This is a genomic window from Pirellulales bacterium, assembly GCA_036490175.1.
In the GTDB taxonomy this organism is placed as follows: Bacteria; Planctomycetota; Planctomycetia; order Pirellulales; family JACPPG01; genus JACPPG01.
In genome coordinates, this window is the sequence record DASXEJ010000238.1 from 73,236 (window position 1) to 93,006 (window position 19,771).

Genomic DNA, 19,771 nt, shown 5'->3' on the forward strand with positions numbered 1-19,771 from the left:
GATCGAAGGCGACCGGTTAGTCGCCATCGTTAGAGGCATGTTGCCTGAACACTCGCCGGCGGGTCGTTCCTCGCAGACGATCTCGAACCGCACTCGACATCGGCGCGTGAACAGGGTGCCAACGGGCAGATCCTTCCGGTTAGACTGACTGCTGATCAGCCGGCGCAGCGCGAAGGCTAGCACGCTGATCCCTGCACATGGCGATCAATGTCCCGACAAGCGCGCCGCCCAGCGCCAATGCCATGTCCTTCTGCGCGTCCCACATGTCACCCTGCTGGCCGTTGTACGCCTCGGCCGCGTCGGGCGACAATGCCAAGGCAATGAACCATTCGAGTAGTTCGTAGATCGTGCCGGACGCAACGATCATCCCAATGGCGATCACATGGGATGCAGCGCGCGACAGCGCCAGTCGTCTCTCCAAGAACTCACGGATGACGCCGACGAATAGCAAGCCGTAACAGAAATGCACCAATCGATCGTAATGGTTGCGACGCCAGCCTAATGAGACTGAGGGATCAAAGCCCAATAGCATCTGACTCCATTCATCGAACGGAACATTCGAATACAGGTACCGCGCACCCAGCAAATGGAGAAGTAAGAATGCCAAGGTGGCCGCGTAGCTATGCAAGCTGAGAGCCTGAAAGCGATCGATTACGATCAAGGCGCCGATGGCCAGGCCAGTGGGTATGTGCTGCAGGATGAGTTCTTGCGGGTACGGTGGATAGAGGCAGCTGACGACCCAAGTTGCGCAGAACAACCCGAACAGCCACCGCTTTACGATCCGCTGCCGCGCGGCGTCTGGTCTGCTGTCGGTTGAGTCCACCATGTGGCACTTCTGAAGTCAATCGAATTTGCGATTGAGCCTTCCAGAAGCACTGATGCTGCCGGACCAGAATATATTCCCAATATATTCGCTTTAATCGAGCAATGACTGGCTTTTGGCAGTCGGCAGATTTGCCAATGTCGCGGCGCGCTTGAACTACTTGCCCGCTTGCGCCGCGGACTTTTTGACGTGCTCTTTGCAAAATCGCACGATTAGCTGCGGCGCCTCTTTGGGGACGATGTGCCCGCCCGGATGGACGTAAGCGACAAAGGGAGTGTCAAACTTTGATGGATACAACGTGCAGAGCTTGGCCCACTCCTGGCCCGTGTCCGCACAACCGTCGGCGCGGCGGGCCATCGCCATCATCTGCTCTTGGGTGGCAAAAGTCGCGATGCGATCCTGTTGGCCAGCGATGTGCATCGCCGGTAGCGGGTGCGCCAAGGTGATGTCCGTTTTCGGCGCGGCGCACGGTACGACGGCGGCTAACAGCTCCGGGCGCGTGGCCCATAGCAGGTAAGTGAACGCGCCGCCGTTCGAGTGGCCGGTCGCATAAACACGGCTGTCGTCGACGGTCCACTTTTCGTGGAACGTCGCCAGCATGGCGTCGAAGAATTTCAGATCGCGATCCGCCTGATTACCCGGAGTACGTTGCCAGCCGAATCCTCTTCCTTCGCGGTCTACCGGGCTGGGTGTCCGCAGGCCTTGTGGATAGACGACGATTGCTTCAGGCCAGACCTCGTGCAGGTGAAACTCGCGATTCGCACCTTTCATGGTGCCGAAGTGGCCGTGAAAGACAAATACGACCGGCGCGCCCTCGGCGCTCTTCGTATCCGGCGCCGCTACCAGTGCCTCGCGCGCCGCGCCGTCGACCGTCCATTCGACGCGTTCGGGAATCGCTCCAAGTAAAGCCGCGAGTGAAAGCAGGACGGTATGCACTGCAAGGCCTCGACTTTGTCGGGTTAGAGCAGAATTACTCTGATGATTTTATTATAGCCGCGCCCGCCCCTGAGAGCCTGCCCGTGAGATAGGTCGCGATCCTAACGGGAATCGCGGCCAGCCCATTTACCGCCCCGGGGGGAATGCGGTGCGGATAACCCACAGCGATTTTGCAGTGATGCAGGATGCGGCCTGCGATTGGCCCGATATTTAGCGGACCTGGCCGGCGTTCGTTGCGGCAGGAGGAACCTCCGCCGCGTACAGATAGTCCATCACCCGCGGTTGATCCAGCGGCGTCAACTCGTACAGCACCAGGCCGTTCATCTTCTTGTGAAACAAGTGCAGTCCGGTGCCAGGGTCCAGTTGCGGTGGCTGTAGATCGGGCTCATCTCGGTCGACAAAGACCATCACCGGCGCCCCGTCGACCTTGGCCAGCATTGTGGTTGTGTAACGACTAAGGCCGCCAAAATAGGCCAGCCCGACCATGTGACTTCCTGGGGGCATGGCGGCCAGCAACAGACCCTGCCCCTGACGATCCTTGAAAGTCGATGCAAAGACGTGGTCGTCTTCGCAAACCCACGTCGGCTTGAAGCCTTCGGCGACTCGCGTGTGATAGATGACGTCCAAGGGTTTGACGGGGTCGTACACGGGTTGGCGATTAGCGGGCGCCAAGAATTGCCAGCCGACGACGGCCCAGGCGAGCATGGCTGCGGCGGCCGTGGAAATGATTACAATTGCGCGGCGCCGGCGAGGCATTTGCGACGAGATCTTTATCGTCTGCGCTCCGCCTTTCAGCAGCGCCGCAAAATCCACCGGGGCGACCGGGGGTTGCAGGTTGCGGCGAAGCGCGGCATCGATCTGTGCTTGCAATTGCACTTCGGCTTGCAACTCTCGGTTGCCAGCCAGATCGTGTGCGAACCGGGCGCGCGAGACTTCGTCGAGCGTACCGTCCAGGTAGGCGTCGAGGTTGCGCGGCTCAGGATTTTCGTGTGGACTGCTCATGTCGCGGGATTGTCGTCTGTCGGAACCAGGCACTCACCGTGGCGATTTCTCAAACGTTCGCGCATCGTTTGCCGTGCGCGATGCACGTGACTCATGACCGTGCCGGCCGGGATTTGCAATGTGTCGGAAATCTCGGCGTAGCTCAGTTGATGGACGGTACGTAGCAGCAAACAGGCCCTGGCGACTTCGCCGACCGATGCCAGTGCGTTCAAGACGTCGTCATCGAAAGCGGACTGTTGCATTACCAAGCGGCCGGTCCCGTCGACTGGCGAACGCGGGTCATCGCTGGTATGTGGGGACGCCACGGTGGCGCGATCGAGTGTTTGCGGATCGGTAGGAGCCGTGTTTTGGCGGCCGGTTTTTCGAACGTGATTCAGCGCGGTTAGTCGTACGATTTGCGACATCCAGGCAGCGAAGTTCGTGCCCTCATCGAATTCGTCAAGCTTGCGCAGCGCTACCAAGGCCGCTTCCTGAACTACGTCGTCGGCTTCCGTTCGGTCACCTGTAATGGCGGCCGCAATCAGCCAGAGTCGCTGATGCGATCCGGTGAGGCGCTCCGCAAAGGCGTGTTCGTCAAGCACTGCGAGTTGTCTGCAGCATGTCGTGTACTTCTCTCTGCCAGCCAAGCAATCGCATCCGAACTTCCCGCATCGCCGCGTTGTTGTCAGTCCGGCGGAGTTTGCATGTTTTCAGGCCGAACCCCCAAAGTCGTTTCGTGCCGCTGCGTGGCTGCTCGCGAGACGACCTGGTATTCGTTGGCCACACAACGCCGCCCCGGCCGCGATCGACAGTATTCCCGCGCCTGGACTTGCCGCCTTTTTTCCCTCGCAAACACATGTCGCGAGAGGATCATTTCCTTGCAGGAGAAACCGGCAAAATCGCGGATATATCGCCTGCGTGGGCGGGTGCGGTCCTGACGCCACAGCAACTGGCCATATTCGGGGGACGTGCCGACTCCAGCCAGAACATGGTACTCCGCATCCGAAAGTCGCACGGGGTCGCAGCACTAATTGCCGGTACTACTGATGGCCTCCCCCCCGTTGCGAGTCGAGAGAGCCTGGTAGGTGCTGTAGTCGATCGACGCCGGCAAAAACGCCACATGCCCGTCGGCGAAAAGAAAGTTCACGCCCGGCCCGTGCAAGCTGTAGAACTGGTTGATTTCGCTGGTGGGGCTATTCGGGCCGTTATTATTGCCCACGTGCCCCAGGACCATGCCGGAACTAGGTTTGAGGGTTTGGACCGCAATTTCCCCTTCGTCGGGATCGGGGAACAGGCTCGCTCCGGTTACGGCGCCCACCCAGGTCGCTTCGCCGAGCACGTAAGCGCGTTCCCCCACGGCAATGGTTTGAGACGTGCCGTCGACGATGTCCTGTAAGCGGATAGAGCTGTTACGAAAAAACAGGCCATCGCCCACGGGGGTCAGGTCATTACTCCCCATCACGCCCACGTACGGTGCAAATCCCACTTTGCAAATCAACCGCGTGGGATTGCCGTTAGTATCTAAAACTTCAGCAGGCCACCACTGCCACAGCAGCTCGTTCGCGGGACAGAGCAGTGTGGGGATGGTCTGGGTGACGACACTCGGAGCACGCTCAATCGGCACCGAAAAGTCGATCGCGTTCCAAACGGCACCCTGTTCCATGTACGGCAAGACGAGTGAGCACCAACCCCAACCCGGGCCAGTATCGGCGCCACTCGGTCCCACGCCGGTTAGATAGCCGGACGGAAACGTGCCAAAACTATCGTGATAGTTGGTTAGCGCCAGGCCAATCTGTTTGAGATTGTTCGCGCACTGCGTCCGGCGAGCGGCGGTGCGGGCGGCCTGGACGGCGGGCAAAAGCAACGAGACAAGGATCCCCACGATCGTGATAACCACCAGCAGTTCGACGATCGTGAACCCCTGCGGCGCCCCTCCGCAGCGTGTTAATTCGCTCCTGGAATTGCGGCGCGTTGCCAGTGCGTAACGCTTTTGCTTACATGGGTTTAGATGTGTCGCACTACACATGACCGCGACTCACGCTATAAGACGCCCGTTGCGTCGGCCGGAGCCTCCCCAGCTCGACTCACCGACTCGCATCTGTAGGGTACGCGGCGTACATGGAACTGGATGCAACCAGAAGATTACAAAAGCGTAATATTTCTATAGTTCAGGGAGTGGCTTCGTCGGCGACTGCCAGCAACTTCCGCAACGAGCGAATCCCCAACAGAATCCGGGTTTTTGCCGTTCCCAAGGGTATCGCCTGCTGCTCGGCGATCTCCTGATGGGTCAGGCCTGTGAAGTAAGACAGCAGAATCGCCGTGCGTTGTTCGCTGGGGAGCTTAGCGAGAGCCAGATGCACGTTTTCGGCCGATTCGCGCTTGGTCAGGTTGGCTAGGGGGTCGAATGCGGGTGCCTCGGTTTGCATGAGCGAGCCCGTTGCATCCGGGCGCTTGCGGCGAATGTAGTCGAGCAGTCGCGATCGCGCGATCAGCATCAACCAGACCTCGGGACTCGATCGCTCGGGCGCATAACGCGCGGCCGTACGCCACACCTGGTGAAAGGTCTCTTGCAGCACGTCCTCGGCATCGGCGCGGTGGCGCAAGCTACGAGTCAATATCCCTAACACGCGCGGGGCGTGTCGATCGAAGAAAATCGTATAGGCAAGCCGATTGCCAGTCACGATTTGCTCGAGCAGGTACTCGTCGTACAGGCGACGATCTTCGGCGTTACGCGGCAAGTCACTGACGACGATGTCGGTCCGACCGGGTTTCAACTCCTGGGGGCCAACCACACCCGACTCCTCGGGACGATCCGGGCGGGCAGAACCGGTCCAGTCCCCGGTTGGTCTGCACAAGCCGATCGTCGGCGACATTCTTGACACCGTCATGAATCCACACGCTGAAACAGGACGTATTCCTTGTGGCTGCCCCCCGCTCTGGTGTTACGCCCTCGGGGTGCTCTAGTGCACAAGCGCGAGCGTTGCACTACACACATGTCGCAAGACGCAAGGTTTCTTGCATCTTTCTGGCCGGCCGGCATTCTCCGCCTGCCAAACTCTACCCGCGATTGATCAGACGCCCCCTTGGCGCAGAAGTTGCCTCCGACGCCGACCTCGACTTGCACAGGGGACACTTTGGGGTCACCCGCGGTGTCCCTCGCTGGGCTCAGCACGATTGCTGGTAGCGAGGATTCTGTCCGCGCGAAACGTAGACGGTGATTTAGTTGCGCGGCGAAGGCGTGCCTGCCCCGAGCTTGGCAAGGCCCCTAAATGCAAGAAGCAACGCACCCGTCGAAGGCGGCCCCAATCTGAGCCTGCCGCCGTCCGTCGGGCCGGTGCGACGCCAGGCGTTGACTCAGGGGGCGAGCGGTACTGTCGCGATGGCGACGCGGGAGTCCAAGGTCTCGATGTACCTCTTAACCGACGGCGCGGCCAGCCACACCAGCGCGAGAATGCCGACCACGAACGGCACGACGCCCGCGCACGTCAGAATGGCGCAGATTTCGACGATGGCCAGCTTCTGAAGAGATTCAGAGAACCGGGGTCGCGCACTCAGCAAATTGGCAGCCGAGACTATTTCGAGTACCCCCAGCGGAATGAGCGCTAGCGGCAGTACAAAAACGAAGAGCGCCAAGCCGAGCACTATATTGAGAATTCCCGAGCTCAAACGCAGAACGCCCACGGTCGTGACTTGCCACGGCTTGACCGTTGCATGCGGCCCGACGTACGTCAGGGTTTTACTGGTCGCCGCATTTTGCCCTTCCGGCGGCTGATCCGCAAAGGCTTGCGCATGCATTTCGGCCGTCGGCATCTGGAATTGTTTGTCGCAAAACGGACAAGCGACGACCTGGCTTTCAACATTGCCATCGTCCAATAAATGGCCCTGACAATGGGGACAGGCGACGAACCTTGTTTCGGTCATGGCGATCCAATCCTCCACACGGACGCCCCGAATTCCTGCGCGCCATGGGGAAGGCATCCGTGGTCTTGCCACAAGGCGGTCATCGGGTATTCGTCTGCAACGCCCAATTCTTAGAGCTTGGATTCTTAGCAAATAGTCCCGTGCTGTCGTCGGGGGATCAAGTGGCCCCGAGCAGTGCCAAGCGGACGAGATTCAATGCTTGCTTAGCCGCGCGCGTGGTAAGGATGTCGGGGCTGCCGAAGTGCGGCACCGATCGTGGAATGACTTCGGTGGCCGACGCTAACGCGATAAACAGTCGTTGGGGCGTCGTCTCCTTCGTGGCCGGTAGGGGAAACTGACTCACTGCTAGCGCTAGATCCGTTCCCAAGCGTTCGCGGCAGCCGCGGGCCATTGCTTCCACGACCTCGGCGCTGACCGGTGTGTGCTCGGTGATGAACTCCGCAGGCACTCCCAATAATCGTGTCAAAGACGATTGATTGGGGGCAATCAGCCCACCTACGAAGTGCTGTCCCTCGGGCGAGGCTTCATGTAGCCGATGCGCCACGAGCCCGCCGGTACCCCATTCGACAGTGGCCAGCGTCAGCCGGCGCTGCTCGAGGAGTCGCATTACGACATCTTCCAACTCGTCGTCCTCTTCGCCGAAGACGACGTTGCCCAAACAGTCGTAGATCGTGGCCACGGTGGGCTCCATCTGGGTGCGGCATTCAGCATCGCTTGCACCCTGCGCGGTGATGCGTAGCGTGATCGTCGCCGCGCTGACCGTGATGCCGACGCTGGGAGAGCGGCCACGGCGGATCATGTCGGGCAGACGCCCTTCGAGTTCACTTTCGCTGAGCCCGAAGCACTTGATGCGCCGATGGCGGATGACTTGCGGCGCGCCCGATAGATTTGCCAGTTCGGGACCGACGGTGTCGGCCCACATGCGAAACATCTCGGAGGGGACGCCTGGCAGCGCGTACACGCGACATGGTCGGCCCGTGACGCGTGGTACTTCCAGCGCGATGCCGGGGGCCGTGCCGGTTGGGTTGGGGATCATATGGCTGCCGGCCGGGAATAATGCCTGCACCGTATTCTTCTCGGGCATGGTGCGGCCAAATCGTGCGAACAGGGCGCGAATGTGCTCGACAACGTCTTCGCGCAGCACAAGTTCGCTGTTGGTGAGCTGGGCCAGAACCTCGCGCGTCAGATCGTCGGCCGTGGGACCTAATCCACCGGAGGCCACGACGACGTCGGCGCGCTCGGCTGCCTCACGAAAGACGCGAACATTGGCCGCCAGGTCGTCGGCGACGGTCGTGTGGTACAGCACGCGGATGCCGACTTCGCCCAGCCGCTCGCTGAGCCATTGAGTATTGGTGTCCAGTCGTTGGCCACTGGTGAGTTCGTCGCCGATCGAGATAACTTCCGCATCCATGTACATTCCTCTGCTGTGAGCTTGCGGACCGACGGCGCGGCTCTCGCCGGGCGCCGCATGGGCACTATTCTGGCAGGAAAACAAGCGTCGTCCAGCCAAGGCCCCTCGTCCTGCGCCGTATCCTTTCCGTATGATGACAACGCGCGAGCGCCACGACGCCGCCAGGTGAGAATCGAGAGTCCATGATGAACAAGCGCGAGCCGATGCCGGAACATAGCCACGAGCATCACGACCAGGGCCACGATCCGCGCAGCGGCCAAAACCTCTCCGATCACGGTCCGTCGTTGGACGAACACGCGCTAGTCGAATCTCCGTCGCACGACCACGGTTCGAACACGTCGGACATTGGCCAGGCCCGCGATCCAGTGTGCGGTATGACGGTCGAGCGGGCCAAAACGCCGTACAAGCATGTGCATGCGGGTGAGACCTATTACTTCTGCTCGGCGGGATGTGTGAAAAAATTTCAGGCCGATCCCGCGAAATACGTCGCGGGGGCCATCGAGACAGCTGCCGCAGGCTTGGTGCAGATTGGCCAAGCGGGGGCTGGACCAGCGCCGTCCGCTGTGCGGGGCGCCTCCGGTTCTCCGGCGGCCGGAAGCGGCGCGGCGCAAGGTGTCCCCTATACCTGCCCGATGCACCCTCAAGTGCGGAAAATGGGCCCGGGCTCGTGCCCCATCTGCGGCATGGCACTGGAGCCGGTCGACGTCACGCAGGCCGAGGAAGACAATTCCGAACTGATCGATATGCAACGCAGGTTGTGGGTCTGCCTGGCACTGACGATCCCTGTGTTTGTGGTAGCGATGGGCGAGATGGTCGCCGCCGAGCAATTCGCGCACTGGCTGCCGGGCGGGGCATCGGCCTGGCTGCAACTGGCGCTAGCGACACCTGTGGTGTTATGGGGAGGTTGGCCATTTTTTGTGCGGGGTTGGACGTCGCTGGTCACGCGCCAGTTGAACATGTTTACGCTCATTGCGCTGGGTGTCGGAGTCGCTTATTTAGAGAGCATCGTGGCGACGCTCGCGCCCGACGTGTTTCCGGAATCGTTTCGCGGGCATGGCGGACAGGTGGGAACGTACTTCGAATCGGCAGCCGTGATCATCACGCTGGTGCTCTTTGGCCAGGTGCTAGAGCTACGGGCGCGAAGCCAAACGTCGAGCGCCATTCGCGGGCTGCTGGGGCTCGCTCCGCGCAGCGCGCGCCACCTCAGTGACGATGGCACCGAGCATGACGTGCCACTCGAAGAGGTACAGCCCGGTGATCGACTACGTGTGCGACCCGGCGAAAAAGTGCCAGTCGACGGAGTCGTCGTCGAAGGCACTAGTTATGTCGACGAATCGATGATCACAGGCGAGCCGGTTCCAGTGGCAAAGAAAACCGGCGAGCGGGTCACGGGCGGCACTGTGAATGGTACCGGCGCTTTGGTCATGCGGGCCGAGCGCGTGGGGCGCGACACGTTGCTTGCGCAGATCGTGCAAATGGTAAGCGAGGCGCAGCGTAGCCGGGCGCCGATTCAACTATTGGCCGATGTCGTGGCGGGTTACTTCGTGCCGGCCGTGGTTGCGGTTGCCATCGCGACCTTCGCTGTCTGGAGTCTGGTCGGGCCCGAGCCGCGCCTGGCATACGCCTTGGTCAATGCCGTGGCGGTGCTGATTATCGCTTGTCCGTGCGCACTAGGATTGGCGACGCCGATGTCGATCATGGTGGGAACAGGACGCGGCGCCGCGGCGGGCGTGCTCGTGCGTCGCGCCGAGGCGCTGGAACGGCTCGAGAAGGTCGATACGTTGGTCCTGGATAAAACCGGCACACTGACCGAGGGGAAGCCGCGGCTGGCCAATGTCATGCCGGCTGACGAGTTTTCTGAAGACGAAGTACTGCGCCTGGCGGCCAGCTTGGAAACGGCCAGCGAGCATCCGTTGGCCACGGCCGTTGTCGCCGCGGCGCGCGAACGCGGCCTGAGGATTGTTCCGGCTGTAGATTTTCAATCCGTGACAGGGCAGGGCGTGTCAGGGACGGTCGAGGGGCACACGCTCAAACTGGGAAACCAAACGCTCTTATCCACAGCGAACGTCGATACCGCGGCGCTCACGGCGCGGGCCGAAGAGCTGCGACGACGCGGACAGACCGTGATGTTTCTTGCGGTCGATGGACGCGCGGCGGGACTGATTGGCGTGGCCGATCCGATCAAGGAATCGACTCCCGAGGCGATCAGCACTCTACGATCCGCAGGTCTGCGCGTTGTGATGCTCACCGGAGACAGCCGCGTCACGGCCGAGGCGGTCGCGGGCCAACTAGGGCTCGACGAGATCCATGCCGAAGTACAACCACAACAAAAAAATGCCATCATCCGCCGATTGCAACAGGAAGGGCGCATTGTCGCGATGGCAGGTGATGGAGTGAACGACGCACCGGCCTTGGCGCAGGCCGATGTGGGCATTGCCATGGGTACCGGAACGGACGTAGCCATCGAGAGCGCCGGCATCACGCTTTTGAAGGGGGACCTGCGTGGCATCGTCCGGGCCCGTCGACTGAGCCATGCCACCATGCGCAATATCCGCGAGAACCTGTTCTTCGCCTTCATCTACAACGGCGTAGGAGTACCGATCGCGGCGGGTGTGCTCTACCCGGTGTTCGGGTTGCTTTTGAGCCCCATGATCGCCGCGGCCGCCATGAGCTTCAGCTCGGTCTCGGTGATTGCCAATGCCTTGCGATTGCGACGGGTGAAGTTGTAGCACGTTGTCGGTGCCACTGCGGATTTGGCGCTGCCGGCAGTGTCCGACCGAGAACGATCTGTTTAGCCAACCGAAATCGAGCTGCGCTTGATGACTATGAATCTCTCTCGTCCTGCCTGGAGATTGCCGCGTGGCGTGACGCGGGGTCTGTGGGAGCACGCGCAAATCGAGCATTCTGCGGGCGCGTATGACGAGCGCTTTTCTCATCGCGCTTCGGTCGAACTCGACGAGGCTGTGCTGGACGAGTACTTACGGCCGCCGGGCTTGCTGATCGACCTGGGTTGCGGCACGGGCAGGTTGACGATTCCGCTCGCGCGGCGTGGATTTCGTTGCGTGGCCGTCGATCTGTCGCTGCCGTCGCTAATGACTGTGGGCCAGAACGCCGCGGCTGAGAGCCTTCCGGTCGATCGGTTGCTGGTAAACCTCGTCGAACTTGATTGCCTACGTGACGGATCGGCCGACTACTGCATTTCGATGTACAGCACGCTGGGGATGATCCGCGGCCGCGATAATCGGCTGCAATTCTTGCGGCATGTGAGGCGCATTCTCAAGCCGGGCGGAACGTTCGTCGTCCATGTACACAATCGCTGGTACAACATCTTTCAGCCGCAGAGCCGCTGGTGGTTCGTGACGAACCTGTTGCGCAGTATGCGTCGCGCCGATGTCGAAGCCGGTGACAAATTCTTCGACTATCAGGGCGTGCCCAACATGTTTCTGCACGTTTTCACGCGGAACGAACTCGTGGCCGATTTGAACAGTGTGGGATTTCACGTCGAGCGACTGATTCCGCTCTCGATCGAACGCACCGATACGCTACGCTGGCCGTGGCTATGGGGGTGGCTGCGGGCCGGCGGCTGGATCGGGATCTGTAGGTAAGAGATGTACCGCCAAGTCGAGCGCAAACCAAGGCCGGGCGACTTTTGCAAGACGTCCGGCCAGAGGGCGGGAGCGGGTGGGACGGGTTTCACAGGAGCGGCGTTACTCCCTCATCCCACCCAACTCCCCAGTTCGTTAGCCACGCTACATTTGGTCGCCTTGGCCATGCTCTATCGCTATTTGCGTGGCCTCAGGTCGCTGGCTGGACTGCGACGCGATCGAGGCTTGTGGCGTTGTTGTCGCGGTTTGTCTCGTTGACCTCGCCGCGGCTATCGACGAACACGAACAGCTTTGAGAATTCGCTGTGCGAGTCGGTGCCCATCTCGAAGGCCTTGGCCGGCAACCGTAGGTCGACGTAGGTCACGTCACCTGTCCCTATTGTGGTGATACGGCTCTCGGTCATCGGCAGATTGGCGGTCAGGTTCGAATCGTCGGCTGCTATCACCGCAACATTGAACTCGTGATCCACCGCTACCGAGCCCGCGTTGCGGAATGCGACGCGATAGCGCGGGCCGATCAGTTGCGAGGCGTCGCCGTTGTCCAGCATTCGCACGTCGACCAATTGCAGGTCAACGCCTGGTACGATCACGGCGGGTGTAGCGCTATTCGTGGCAATGGCCGGCGGTGCGGCGACGGTTGCCGCAGGCGAGCTATCGACCACGGACGTAGTGCCGGCAGCGGGGTAGTTCGATCCGTTGTAGCAACCGGCGTATCCACCATTGCCGCCGAATCCGCCGTAACCACCGAAGCCATACAGGTACGGGAACAAGCCAAAGTAACCAAACGGACTCCAGCAGTGTCCAGGGTAGGGCGAGCAGCCCCCCTTCGGATTATTGATCACTGGTCCGTGGCCGCTATTGCCGCCCGATGAAATCTGCACTGGGCTTTTCGGCAGTTGGCCAACTTTGTTGGCGCCGGCCTTATCGATGATCGCGCCTGAGGCTGGACTTCCGATCTTAGTCGTGGCCGAAACCTTCGCGATGGAATTCTGACCATTCAAGTTGCTGAGGATCTTGGCCGGTTGACTCGAGGTACCCGACGAAGTGGGGGTGTTGACTTTGAGAGTGTTCAGCTTCGAGTTGCTGAGCGAATTGGTGTTCAGTTTGGTGGTTCGCAGCTGAGCCGAGTTGTAGTTTTTCGAACTCAAGCTGTTGCCGCTCTTGAAGCTACGGGCCGACATGCCGCTGCTGCCCGCTCGTCCCATGCCGCCACCATTGCCTCCGCCACTGCCGCCACCGCCACCACCACCATGTGCCATCGCTGTGTTGGCAGCCGACAGAGTCAAGCCAGCGATGGCCGCGATCGTTACGAACCACTTCGAGTTTTTCAGCTGCGTGTACATCGTTTCCTCCGAAGATCGCCTTAGTTCGAGCGGCCGTGTAACCGTCTAAGATGGCTAAGCGCAGGCCGAGCCGGAGTGTTACAGAGGAAAACAGGCAGGCCGGCAAATGGGCGTCAGAGGTCCGTTTGTACGGATATTTGCCGGCCAACGGCCGGATGGCCCTCAGGCAGCGCCGGCCGGAATGGGCAGACCGGAATGCGCTCGCTCCGGGCACGTCCAGCGCCCGACAAGCATTGAGTCAGCTACCGTTCGAGCGCTCGTAGAGAGGTGTCGACCGCGGCCGCTGGCAGCACCTTGGGAACCGGCGCCGGAAACTCATTCGAACGGGTCGTGGCAGGATCCTCGTCGACGGCGGCCTGGCCGAAATCATAGATGCGATAGGTCTTCGTATGCCGCAAGCCCGACTTGCGCATCCCGCCGATCGCCAGCGTATTGGATTCCGAGATCCAGGAAAATTCTCCTTCCTGAAATCCTAAGTCGAGCGCCCGTGGCAGTAACGCCCGCAAGAGTACCAGCCCCAATCCCCACCGCTGGTATTCCGGCAGCACGGTCAACGACAGGACACAGAAACGATTCAGACCCCGTCTAGATAGTAGGCGGAGGAAGCCGAAGGGGAACAGCCGACCATTGATTTGTTTGATACGCGGATTGTAGTCTGGTACCCCGATCGCGATGCCCGCGGCTTTGCCTTCGACCTCGGCCACCAACGCAAAGCGCGGGTCCATCAAGAACCGTAGCGACCCTACCAGGTCTTGCAACTCTGGCCGCGTGAGTGGCACGAAGCCCCACATGCCATCCAGAGAACGATTGAACAGATCGAGAAACAAGTCGATATCCCCGCCATGGGACGAGGTATTCATGGGCCGGATGACAGGATTCCAGCGCGCTTCGACCTGGTCGATCAGCGGGTTCAGGCGCTCTTGAAACTTGGGCAACTCGTCCTTGTAACCGACGAACGCCAGCAAGTCGTGCGCTTTTTGAAAGCCATAATCTGCCAACAAGTCGCAATAATACGCCGGATTATACGGCAGCGAAAATGTTGGCGAACTATCGAATCCGTTGATGAGCATGCCGCTGACGTAGTTCATGGATGGATTCACCGGACCGCGCAAGCCGAACGCGCCCTGCGATTCGAGCCAATCGCGAGCCGCATCGAACAGCCCACGCGACACCGCCGCGTCGTTGATCGATTCGAAGAAACCGAAGAAGCCGCGCCGCTCTCGATAGGTCGCGTTGTGCGCGTGATTGACGATCGCCGCAATTCGTCCGACAACGTCACGCCCCCGTCTGGCGAGAAAGGTCTGTACCTCGGCCGTGGCAAGAAATGGGTGAAGACGATATCCCAGCAAGCCGGGTTGGGCAGACCGAATCGGCGGAATCCACAATGGATCGTCGCGGTAAAGCGACCAGGGGAATTGCAGGAATCGGCGTCGATCGAACCACGACGCGACTGGATGTACGCGAACGTTGGCCATGCCGTCGACTGTGGGGTGTGACGAGGAGAGGCAATATTGATGCTACGTGAAGTATTGCCCCCGCGACACCAAAAATAAGGCATTTGGCAATATTGCAAGTTTGGGCGGCATCGGCCGGGTCGCCGCCCAGGCAAGAGAGCAATGTCGGCTGAGCGGTGGGCTCTCAACTAGGCCGGGCGTTGACCATCAGTTGCGCTAGCAACAGGGTCTCTGACGATCGCTCCGGTTGTGATACCACTGAAAGATCAATCGCTGGCACGTCGCGGCAGATTCATGCGCGACTGTGCCATTTTCCCGCCAAAGGCTGCCATAGAGATAAAGACAATTCGGGCGCGAGAATCCGCGGCCAGACGTGGACCCCGTCTTCGGTCAAGGGGCCGATAACCGGCACTGCCCGGCAGGGTAGTTTCGGGTATAATTCTGCCAGTGCGACAAGCTTGCGCCTCGTACCAGAGGCGCGGCGAGCGACAACCGGGGGCGAACAGGGTTCGACCGGACAGCTTGAAGCGCACGCGGCGTGCCGTGGTTGGTCAGTTGGCCACGTAAATAGCTGACCACTATCTTCAATTGCCGAAGATACCTTTGCTTTGGCTGCCTAGAGATAGGCTGCCCCGACTGCGGGCTTTTGTCGGAGAGGCCCAAAAGTTGGTCACCAATTCCGAACCGCCTTGGATCAACGTTGGGAACGTCCGAGGTTAAAAAAGTGCTCGACTAGCCTGCGCGACACCCAGCCGGTTGGGGGCGCAAGGGCGAAGGCTTAAATGAACCGGCTACGCACGTAGAAGCTGGCGTGGAAATGTTACGGGACGCGGGTTCGATTCCCGCCGCCTCCATTCTGTAAGCCATTGAAGGACAACGAGTTGCCGGAATCGACTTCCGGCGTGGCAGCATCTGGGCAGCGCCGTCATGACTCTGCCAGTCCTTCAATGGCATCGGATGTCGCCGCTCCGGCGATTCTGTGCCATCCCCAAAGTGTCTCGTTACCGCCCGACCTTGCGCGAGTTGCGGACTCTTGGCCGGCCCTTCCGCCTCATATTCGCGAGGCGATTCTCACGCTTTGTGATGCCGGTTTGCGGTCTAGCGTAGCCATTTCACCGGTAGCGAGTTGTCCTCATGCGGCGCCGGCTTCTCCGACGCGCAGCGATCTTGAAGAGGTCGCACATCGCACTGCCAAAGAGTGCCGGCATATTGTGCAGGCGTGTATACGCGAGGAGGAATGGCAGGACGCCGATCAAGAGTTCTTCGAGGTGATCGCAGATGGAATCGCCGAGCTGACGAGTTCAATCGAAGTCGAAGGTTGGGATGCGGACTAAACAAGCATCGGGACGACAGGACGGTTATTGAACTTTTTCTGGGGGCACTCGCCTGTCCGGCTCGTTTTCGCGTTAGAGTCGATCCCAGACTCGTTCCAACAGTTGTCGTTCAACGGACAACCAATCGTCGAGGTCATGGCCATGCGTTCCGCCTTCACGGTCCCATCTGAAATAAGCATCAAGGCGAATCTCGTCTTTGGTCGGCATGGATGCAAGAAGCCGTGCCGTTGAGATTTGCTTCTTCGTTGAGCCAAAAAGCCACCTGCACATCTCGGCCATGTCGCCTGACGTTTCGTCGCTGGCAAGGGCGTCAGCGTAGTGCAGTAGTGCCAAATACTCCAGGTCCAGTTTCGTGTTGGAGAACTTCCTGCCCGCTTCTTCGGTGAGGCCGTACTTCTGAAGGAAAATCCCGATCAGGGCCAGCTTGACTCGTGCATTGTGGAATGCAAACCATTCCGAATCGATTCGGTTCGCCGCGTCCGGGATGTGATTTTCTGGCGAATCGGTATTACCATAGCAGGCCCGAATCGCCCAAATGAGGTGTTTGCCGTCCAGATTGTCTCGAACTCTGGCGGCAAGATCATCCTTCGACAGCTTCGAAAGACCGACGCTTCGACCGGCATCGGCGATCATGTCGCCAAATGCACGCGCCATCGGTGTAACCTTCTCCAACGTGTCGATCTCTCGCTGTTGACGGGAGTCTTCAACGAGCTCCTTCAGATTGCCGGGCACGTATGCCTGACCTGATCGAAACCAAGCTCGAAGCCTTTGGGTTGCCTCCCAATCTTCCGGCCCGTTTACGGGGGCATTGTTAGCGACCTCTCGCCGAAGCAGCTCAGAGGAGTGGAACCACAAATGCAGGCGATCTGCAAAGGGGAACAACTTCCTCTGGATTGATGGCCAGAGATTGGCGAGGCGACTGTCAGAGCAAAGTTCGTAAATCAAAGTGTCGATCAGGACGAACTCGCAGCCGCATCGAGCCAACGCACAGAGACGGGGCGTGGTGCGGTCTTCGCTCTGCAAGAAGTTCTTGTCGAAGATCACGAGTCTCGACCGAACCGCCGCCGAGAACTCCTGGACGGCGGGATCGCTAATGTCAAGCTCTACGAGCTTCGCGGCGATCGTGCTAACATATTCGGCACACCTGCCGCTCGTTCCAATCGCCGACCGGGCCATCCGAGCCAGTTGAGCCGGTGACTTGTCACGGATTAGATTCGGGCCAACATAGCGCGGAATGATGGCTTGAGCATGCGTTCCACACTCAATGATAATCTCCTGCTCTTCAAGCTGAAAATTGCGGCCTTCCCGATCCCGGAGCACGGCCATAACGACCTGGCGCTTCTCCTCCGGGAACTCGAATGCGAATCCGACACAGGTGCCCTCCGGGTCCGCAGTGATGTTCAGCGTCGGACCGGGTACCCGTTTTGTGCCCCAGTTGCGAACGGAGGCCTTATTGAAGATGCGACGAAACCCTTGCAGGGTGGCTTTGAGCGTGCGGAGGCACTCGCACTGAGAATGCCAACCGTCCCACATCAGCGAGCCGTACCCGAAAACCCACATCGACCCCTCCGCGGCTAGGAAGCTCCACACCAATTGATTATACGACCGTCACTACTTGACAAGAGCTTGCTCATAGATGTCGGTCAAGATGAAGGTGGAGCCGCATTCCCGGAGGCTACGGAGCCTCCGGCATGCCCTGCCTTCGGCTTGCAGAAAGCTCTTGTCGAGCATCACCTTGCGACTTTTCCCGGTCATTCTCTCAACACCGTCCTTGGTTGAATTGGATCGCTCATGGGAAGAGCGGCTCAAGATTTCGTGTTGCGCGGCGGGCTAATGGTCCTGATTGCGTGTTCAATTGCTTGTAAGATGGCTGTACGAAATGGTCAGCAGCTCAAGAGATGGCCGCGGCGGCGCGCCGCGGCCCGGTCCAAATTGCGGAGGCTCTCATGCCCAGCAAGCTACCGAGACGGCGAGATGCCGGGAATCTCGTCCCGACTAATCCAGCAACAATCGTCCCGATGGACCAACGCGCCGCATTAATTCTCGGCGGGGCGCACATCGCGCACGGCACTGTCCAGGCAGGAGCGCAAGTCACTTCAGCGGCAGTGACGGCAACAGGGCGAGTCCTGGAAGCTTCGATCCAATCCTTCAGCCAATGCTTTTGCGCATTCATGGAATATGCACGAGAGCGAGAGATCACAGCGCGGGTTGTGGCTCAAGAGCAGGCAGCAACCGAGCGCGTCCGAATATGGTCAGCAGCCGTCATCGCGGAGGCAGAGGCCAGGACCGAAGAGGTCCGAATTCAGGCGAGCCTGGTCCTGGCAACAATCGAGGACCGCAGAGATCAAAGGGGTTCCAAGCTGGAGGTAATCCAGGGGTTCATGAGCGCGTATCAGCGCTGGAACACCATGCTGACGGAAGCGTTGGCCAGTCGCGCGGATCGGATGCCCTTGGACGAGCGGGAACTGTTGCAGCAGCACATCGAACGGCTGTTGCAGCGATCGCGGGAAATGGAACACGCCATTACATCCATCGCCGTGACGCTATGACGGCGCAAGCGGAGCCGCGCGAGGGTATCCTGCATGTCCATTGGGTCGCTCATTATCGGCGGCGGAACACTGGTTGTTGCTGCCGAAATCGCAACTTGGTGCTTCAAGGCCGCCGCCAAGAGTGAGCGTCAGTACCGCCGCGATTTCGTCCGTACCGAGCGTGCCGAACGCCGAGAGATCGAGCGCGAGACCCGACTGCAACTTGCGCAGGAGGCATACGAGCAGCGTGGCGCGTGGCTGGACATGCTATCTGAGTACATGGATGCGGTATGGGAAATGAGGGGCCGCACTCGAGAGTTGCGTTCGCAGTTTCAAGAAATCGTCCGGGCCAACTTAACGCTGATTAAAACCTCTCCGCTCACGTTTCAACAGCAGGAGGCGATCCGCGACTGCATCTTTCACCTGGAGCGGGGCATCGCGAGGCTCCAGGCGTATTCTGGCCCGTACCTGCAAGCCTTCGTATCCGACATCAAGAACGCGAAACGGGCGGCACTCGGAAACACGTTCATCGAGCCGGGGATGCCGGACGCTGTACTGCCCGACGTATTCCCCGTCGTAGGCGACAACCTCAGACTCTCGCCCGAAGAAACCCAGGCGCTGCTGCGGACCGGCGAGGTGGAACTCGGCTGCGGCCAGCTCGGGCGACTCTCAAGGATACCGGCTTCGGTTGGTTCCACCAGCGAGGTCGATGCGTTCGTAGAGGACTACGACCGCGACTCCTATTGCTGGCGGTTGAGCCTCGCGAAAGGGGCTATTGCCTCTGCCAGCGCCTCGCACGCGGCGGGAGTCATTGAAGCCACGTTGCTCTCTCAATCGAAAGGCGGGTTCCGGGCTGCGTGGCACTCGCCGTTCGGCGAGTCGGTCGAACTCTTTATGCCGTTCGCACTGGCCGAACCCGCCATGCGTGGTGCCCCGTTCGGCACGCGGCTACCGGTCTTTGTCCATCAGACGGACTATCGAACACGCCGGATCGTAGTCGGGCAGCGGCAGCCGTCGCCCCCGGACGACTTGGGCGATACCGTCCTCGTGGAAGTGGCCTCGCCGGACATTCGGATCACGGTTGAGAGGGCGCTTAGCGTCTCCCCATCAACCTTCTGGCTGATCGAAGGGCCGGTGACCATCGGCTGCGGCGATGCCACGCTTCGCATGCGCGTTGCCACTGGGGAAGAGTTCTCCGTTATCGCAGATGACAGGCGCGGCGTTCTCCGATTCGCGGAACAGATCGGCTGCCGCCTGGGCAACGTGGACGGTGCGCTCTGCCGCAGTTACGTCGGCCTGCGCTTCGCAGACCGGACCGGTGCGGCTTCGGAGCCTGGACGGCTGAGAGCCGACGAGTTCCTGGCCCGAATAAGGAGTCGCCTGGACGAGCAAGAAGAGCTTCAGCGCGTATTCCGGGAGGAGTCCCTGGAAACGCG

The 19,771-nt window shown here is 60.4% G+C and carries 16 protein-coding genes and 1 other RNA gene; 6 read left to right on the forward strand and 11 right to left on the reverse strand.

Annotated features, from left to right (window positions below):
• Positions 1–139: 139 nt before the first annotated feature.
• The 8 genes from VGG64_17720 to VGG64_17755 form a co-directional block, all read right to left on the reverse strand.
• Complete coding sequence (locus VGG64_17720; GenBank protein ID HEY1601445.1) at positions 140–826, reverse strand: DUF2238 domain-containing protein; 687 nt, start codon at positions 824–826, stop codon at positions 140–142.
• A gap of 153 nt (positions 827–979) precedes the next feature.
• Positions 980–1,759 (reverse strand): hypothetical protein, encoded by a 780-nt coding sequence (locus tag VGG64_17725; protein ID HEY1601446.1) that lies wholly within the window; start codon positions 1,757–1,759, stop codon positions 980–982.
• Between the two features lie 210 nt (positions 1,760–1,969).
• Positions 1,970–2,761, reverse strand: coding sequence for a hypothetical protein (locus VGG64_17730; protein HEY1601447.1), 792 nt, complete (start codon positions 2,759–2,761; stop codon positions 1,970–1,972).
• Complete coding sequence (locus VGG64_17735; GenBank protein ID HEY1601448.1) at positions 2,758–3,342, reverse strand: RNA polymerase sigma factor; 585 nt, start codon at positions 3,340–3,342, stop codon at positions 2,758–2,760. The genes VGG64_17730 and VGG64_17735 overlap by 4 nt, the downstream gene beginning before the upstream one ends.
• 425 nt (positions 3,343–3,767) lie before the next feature.
• A complete protein-coding gene (locus tag VGG64_17740) occupies positions 3,768–4,766 on the reverse strand; it encodes a DUF1559 domain-containing protein (protein HEY1601449.1) in 999 nt (332 codons plus the stop codon).
• A 142-nt stretch (positions 4,767–4,908) separates the two neighbouring features.
• Positions 4,909–5,613 (reverse strand): sigma-70 family RNA polymerase sigma factor, encoded by a 705-nt coding sequence (locus tag VGG64_17745; protein ID HEY1601450.1) that lies wholly within the window; start codon positions 5,611–5,613, stop codon positions 4,909–4,911.
• Positions 5,614–6,094: 481 nt separating this feature from the next.
• Positions 6,095–6,661 (reverse strand): hypothetical protein, encoded by a 567-nt coding sequence (locus tag VGG64_17750; protein HEY1601451.1) that lies wholly within the window; start codon positions 6,659–6,661, stop codon positions 6,095–6,097.
• A gap of 157 nt (positions 6,662–6,818) precedes the next feature.
• Positions 6,819–8,072, reverse strand: a complete 1,254-nt coding sequence (locus VGG64_17755) for a CinA family nicotinamide mononucleotide deamidase-related protein (protein ID HEY1601452.1) — start codon at positions 8,070–8,072, stop codon at positions 6,819–6,821.
• Between the two features lie 185 nt (positions 8,073–8,257).
• Between VGG64_17755 and VGG64_17760 the strand changes: the two genes are divergently transcribed.
• Entirely contained in the window at positions 8,258–10,801 is a 2,544-nt protein-coding gene (locus tag VGG64_17760; protein ID HEY1601453.1) for a heavy metal translocating P-type ATPase, read from the forward strand.
• Positions 10,802–10,897: 96 nt separating this feature from the next.
• Entirely contained in the window at positions 10,898–11,677 is a 780-nt protein-coding gene (locus tag VGG64_17765) for a class I SAM-dependent methyltransferase (GenBank protein ID HEY1601454.1), read from the forward strand.
• 190 nt (positions 11,678–11,867) lie between these two features.
• Here VGG64_17765 and VGG64_17770 read toward each other — a convergent pair whose 3' ends face one another.
• Together VGG64_17770 and VGG64_17775 are read right to left on the reverse strand one after the other, a co-directional pair.
• Positions 11,868–13,019 (reverse strand): hypothetical protein, encoded by a 1,152-nt coding sequence (locus VGG64_17770; protein ID HEY1601455.1) that lies wholly within the window; start codon positions 13,017–13,019, stop codon positions 11,868–11,870.
• A gap of 242 nt (positions 13,020–13,261) precedes the next feature.
• Positions 13,262–14,494 (reverse strand): GNAT family N-acetyltransferase, encoded by a 1,233-nt coding sequence (locus VGG64_17775; protein HEY1601456.1) that lies wholly within the window; start codon positions 14,492–14,494, stop codon positions 13,262–13,264.
• Between the two features lie 473 nt (positions 14,495–14,967).
• On the opposite strand from VGG64_17775, the gene ssrA reads away from it, so the two are divergent.
• Both ssrA and VGG64_17785 read left to right on the forward strand, forming a co-directional pair.
• Positions 14,968–15,330, forward strand: a transfer-messenger RNA (tmRNA) gene (ssrA, locus tag VGG64_17780).
• 90 nt (positions 15,331–15,420) lie between these two features.
• Complete coding sequence (locus VGG64_17785; GenBank protein HEY1601457.1) at positions 15,421–15,807, forward strand: hypothetical protein; 387 nt, start codon at positions 15,421–15,423, stop codon at positions 15,805–15,807.
• Between the two features lie 72 nt (positions 15,808–15,879).
• Here the strand turns inward: VGG64_17785 and VGG64_17790 are convergent, their stop codons facing one another.
• Positions 15,880–17,367 carry a gamma-glutamylcyclotransferase gene (locus tag VGG64_17790; protein HEY1601458.1) on the reverse strand — a complete coding sequence of 496 codons (1,488 nt, stop codon included), beginning with the start codon at positions 17,365–17,367 and terminating at the stop codon, positions 15,880–15,882.
• Positions 17,368–17,825: 458 nt separating this feature from the next.
• Here VGG64_17790 and VGG64_17795 point away from each other — a divergent pair, with 458 nt between their 5' ends.
• Both VGG64_17795 and VGG64_17800 read left to right on the forward strand, forming a co-directional pair.
• A complete protein-coding gene (locus tag VGG64_17795) occupies positions 17,826–18,356 on the forward strand; it encodes a hypothetical protein (protein ID HEY1601459.1) in 531 nt (176 codons plus the stop codon).
• Between the two features lie 33 nt (positions 18,357–18,389).
• A partial coding sequence (locus VGG64_17800) for a hypothetical protein (GenBank protein HEY1601460.1) occupies positions 18,390–19,771 on the forward strand: 1,382 nt, incomplete at its 3' end.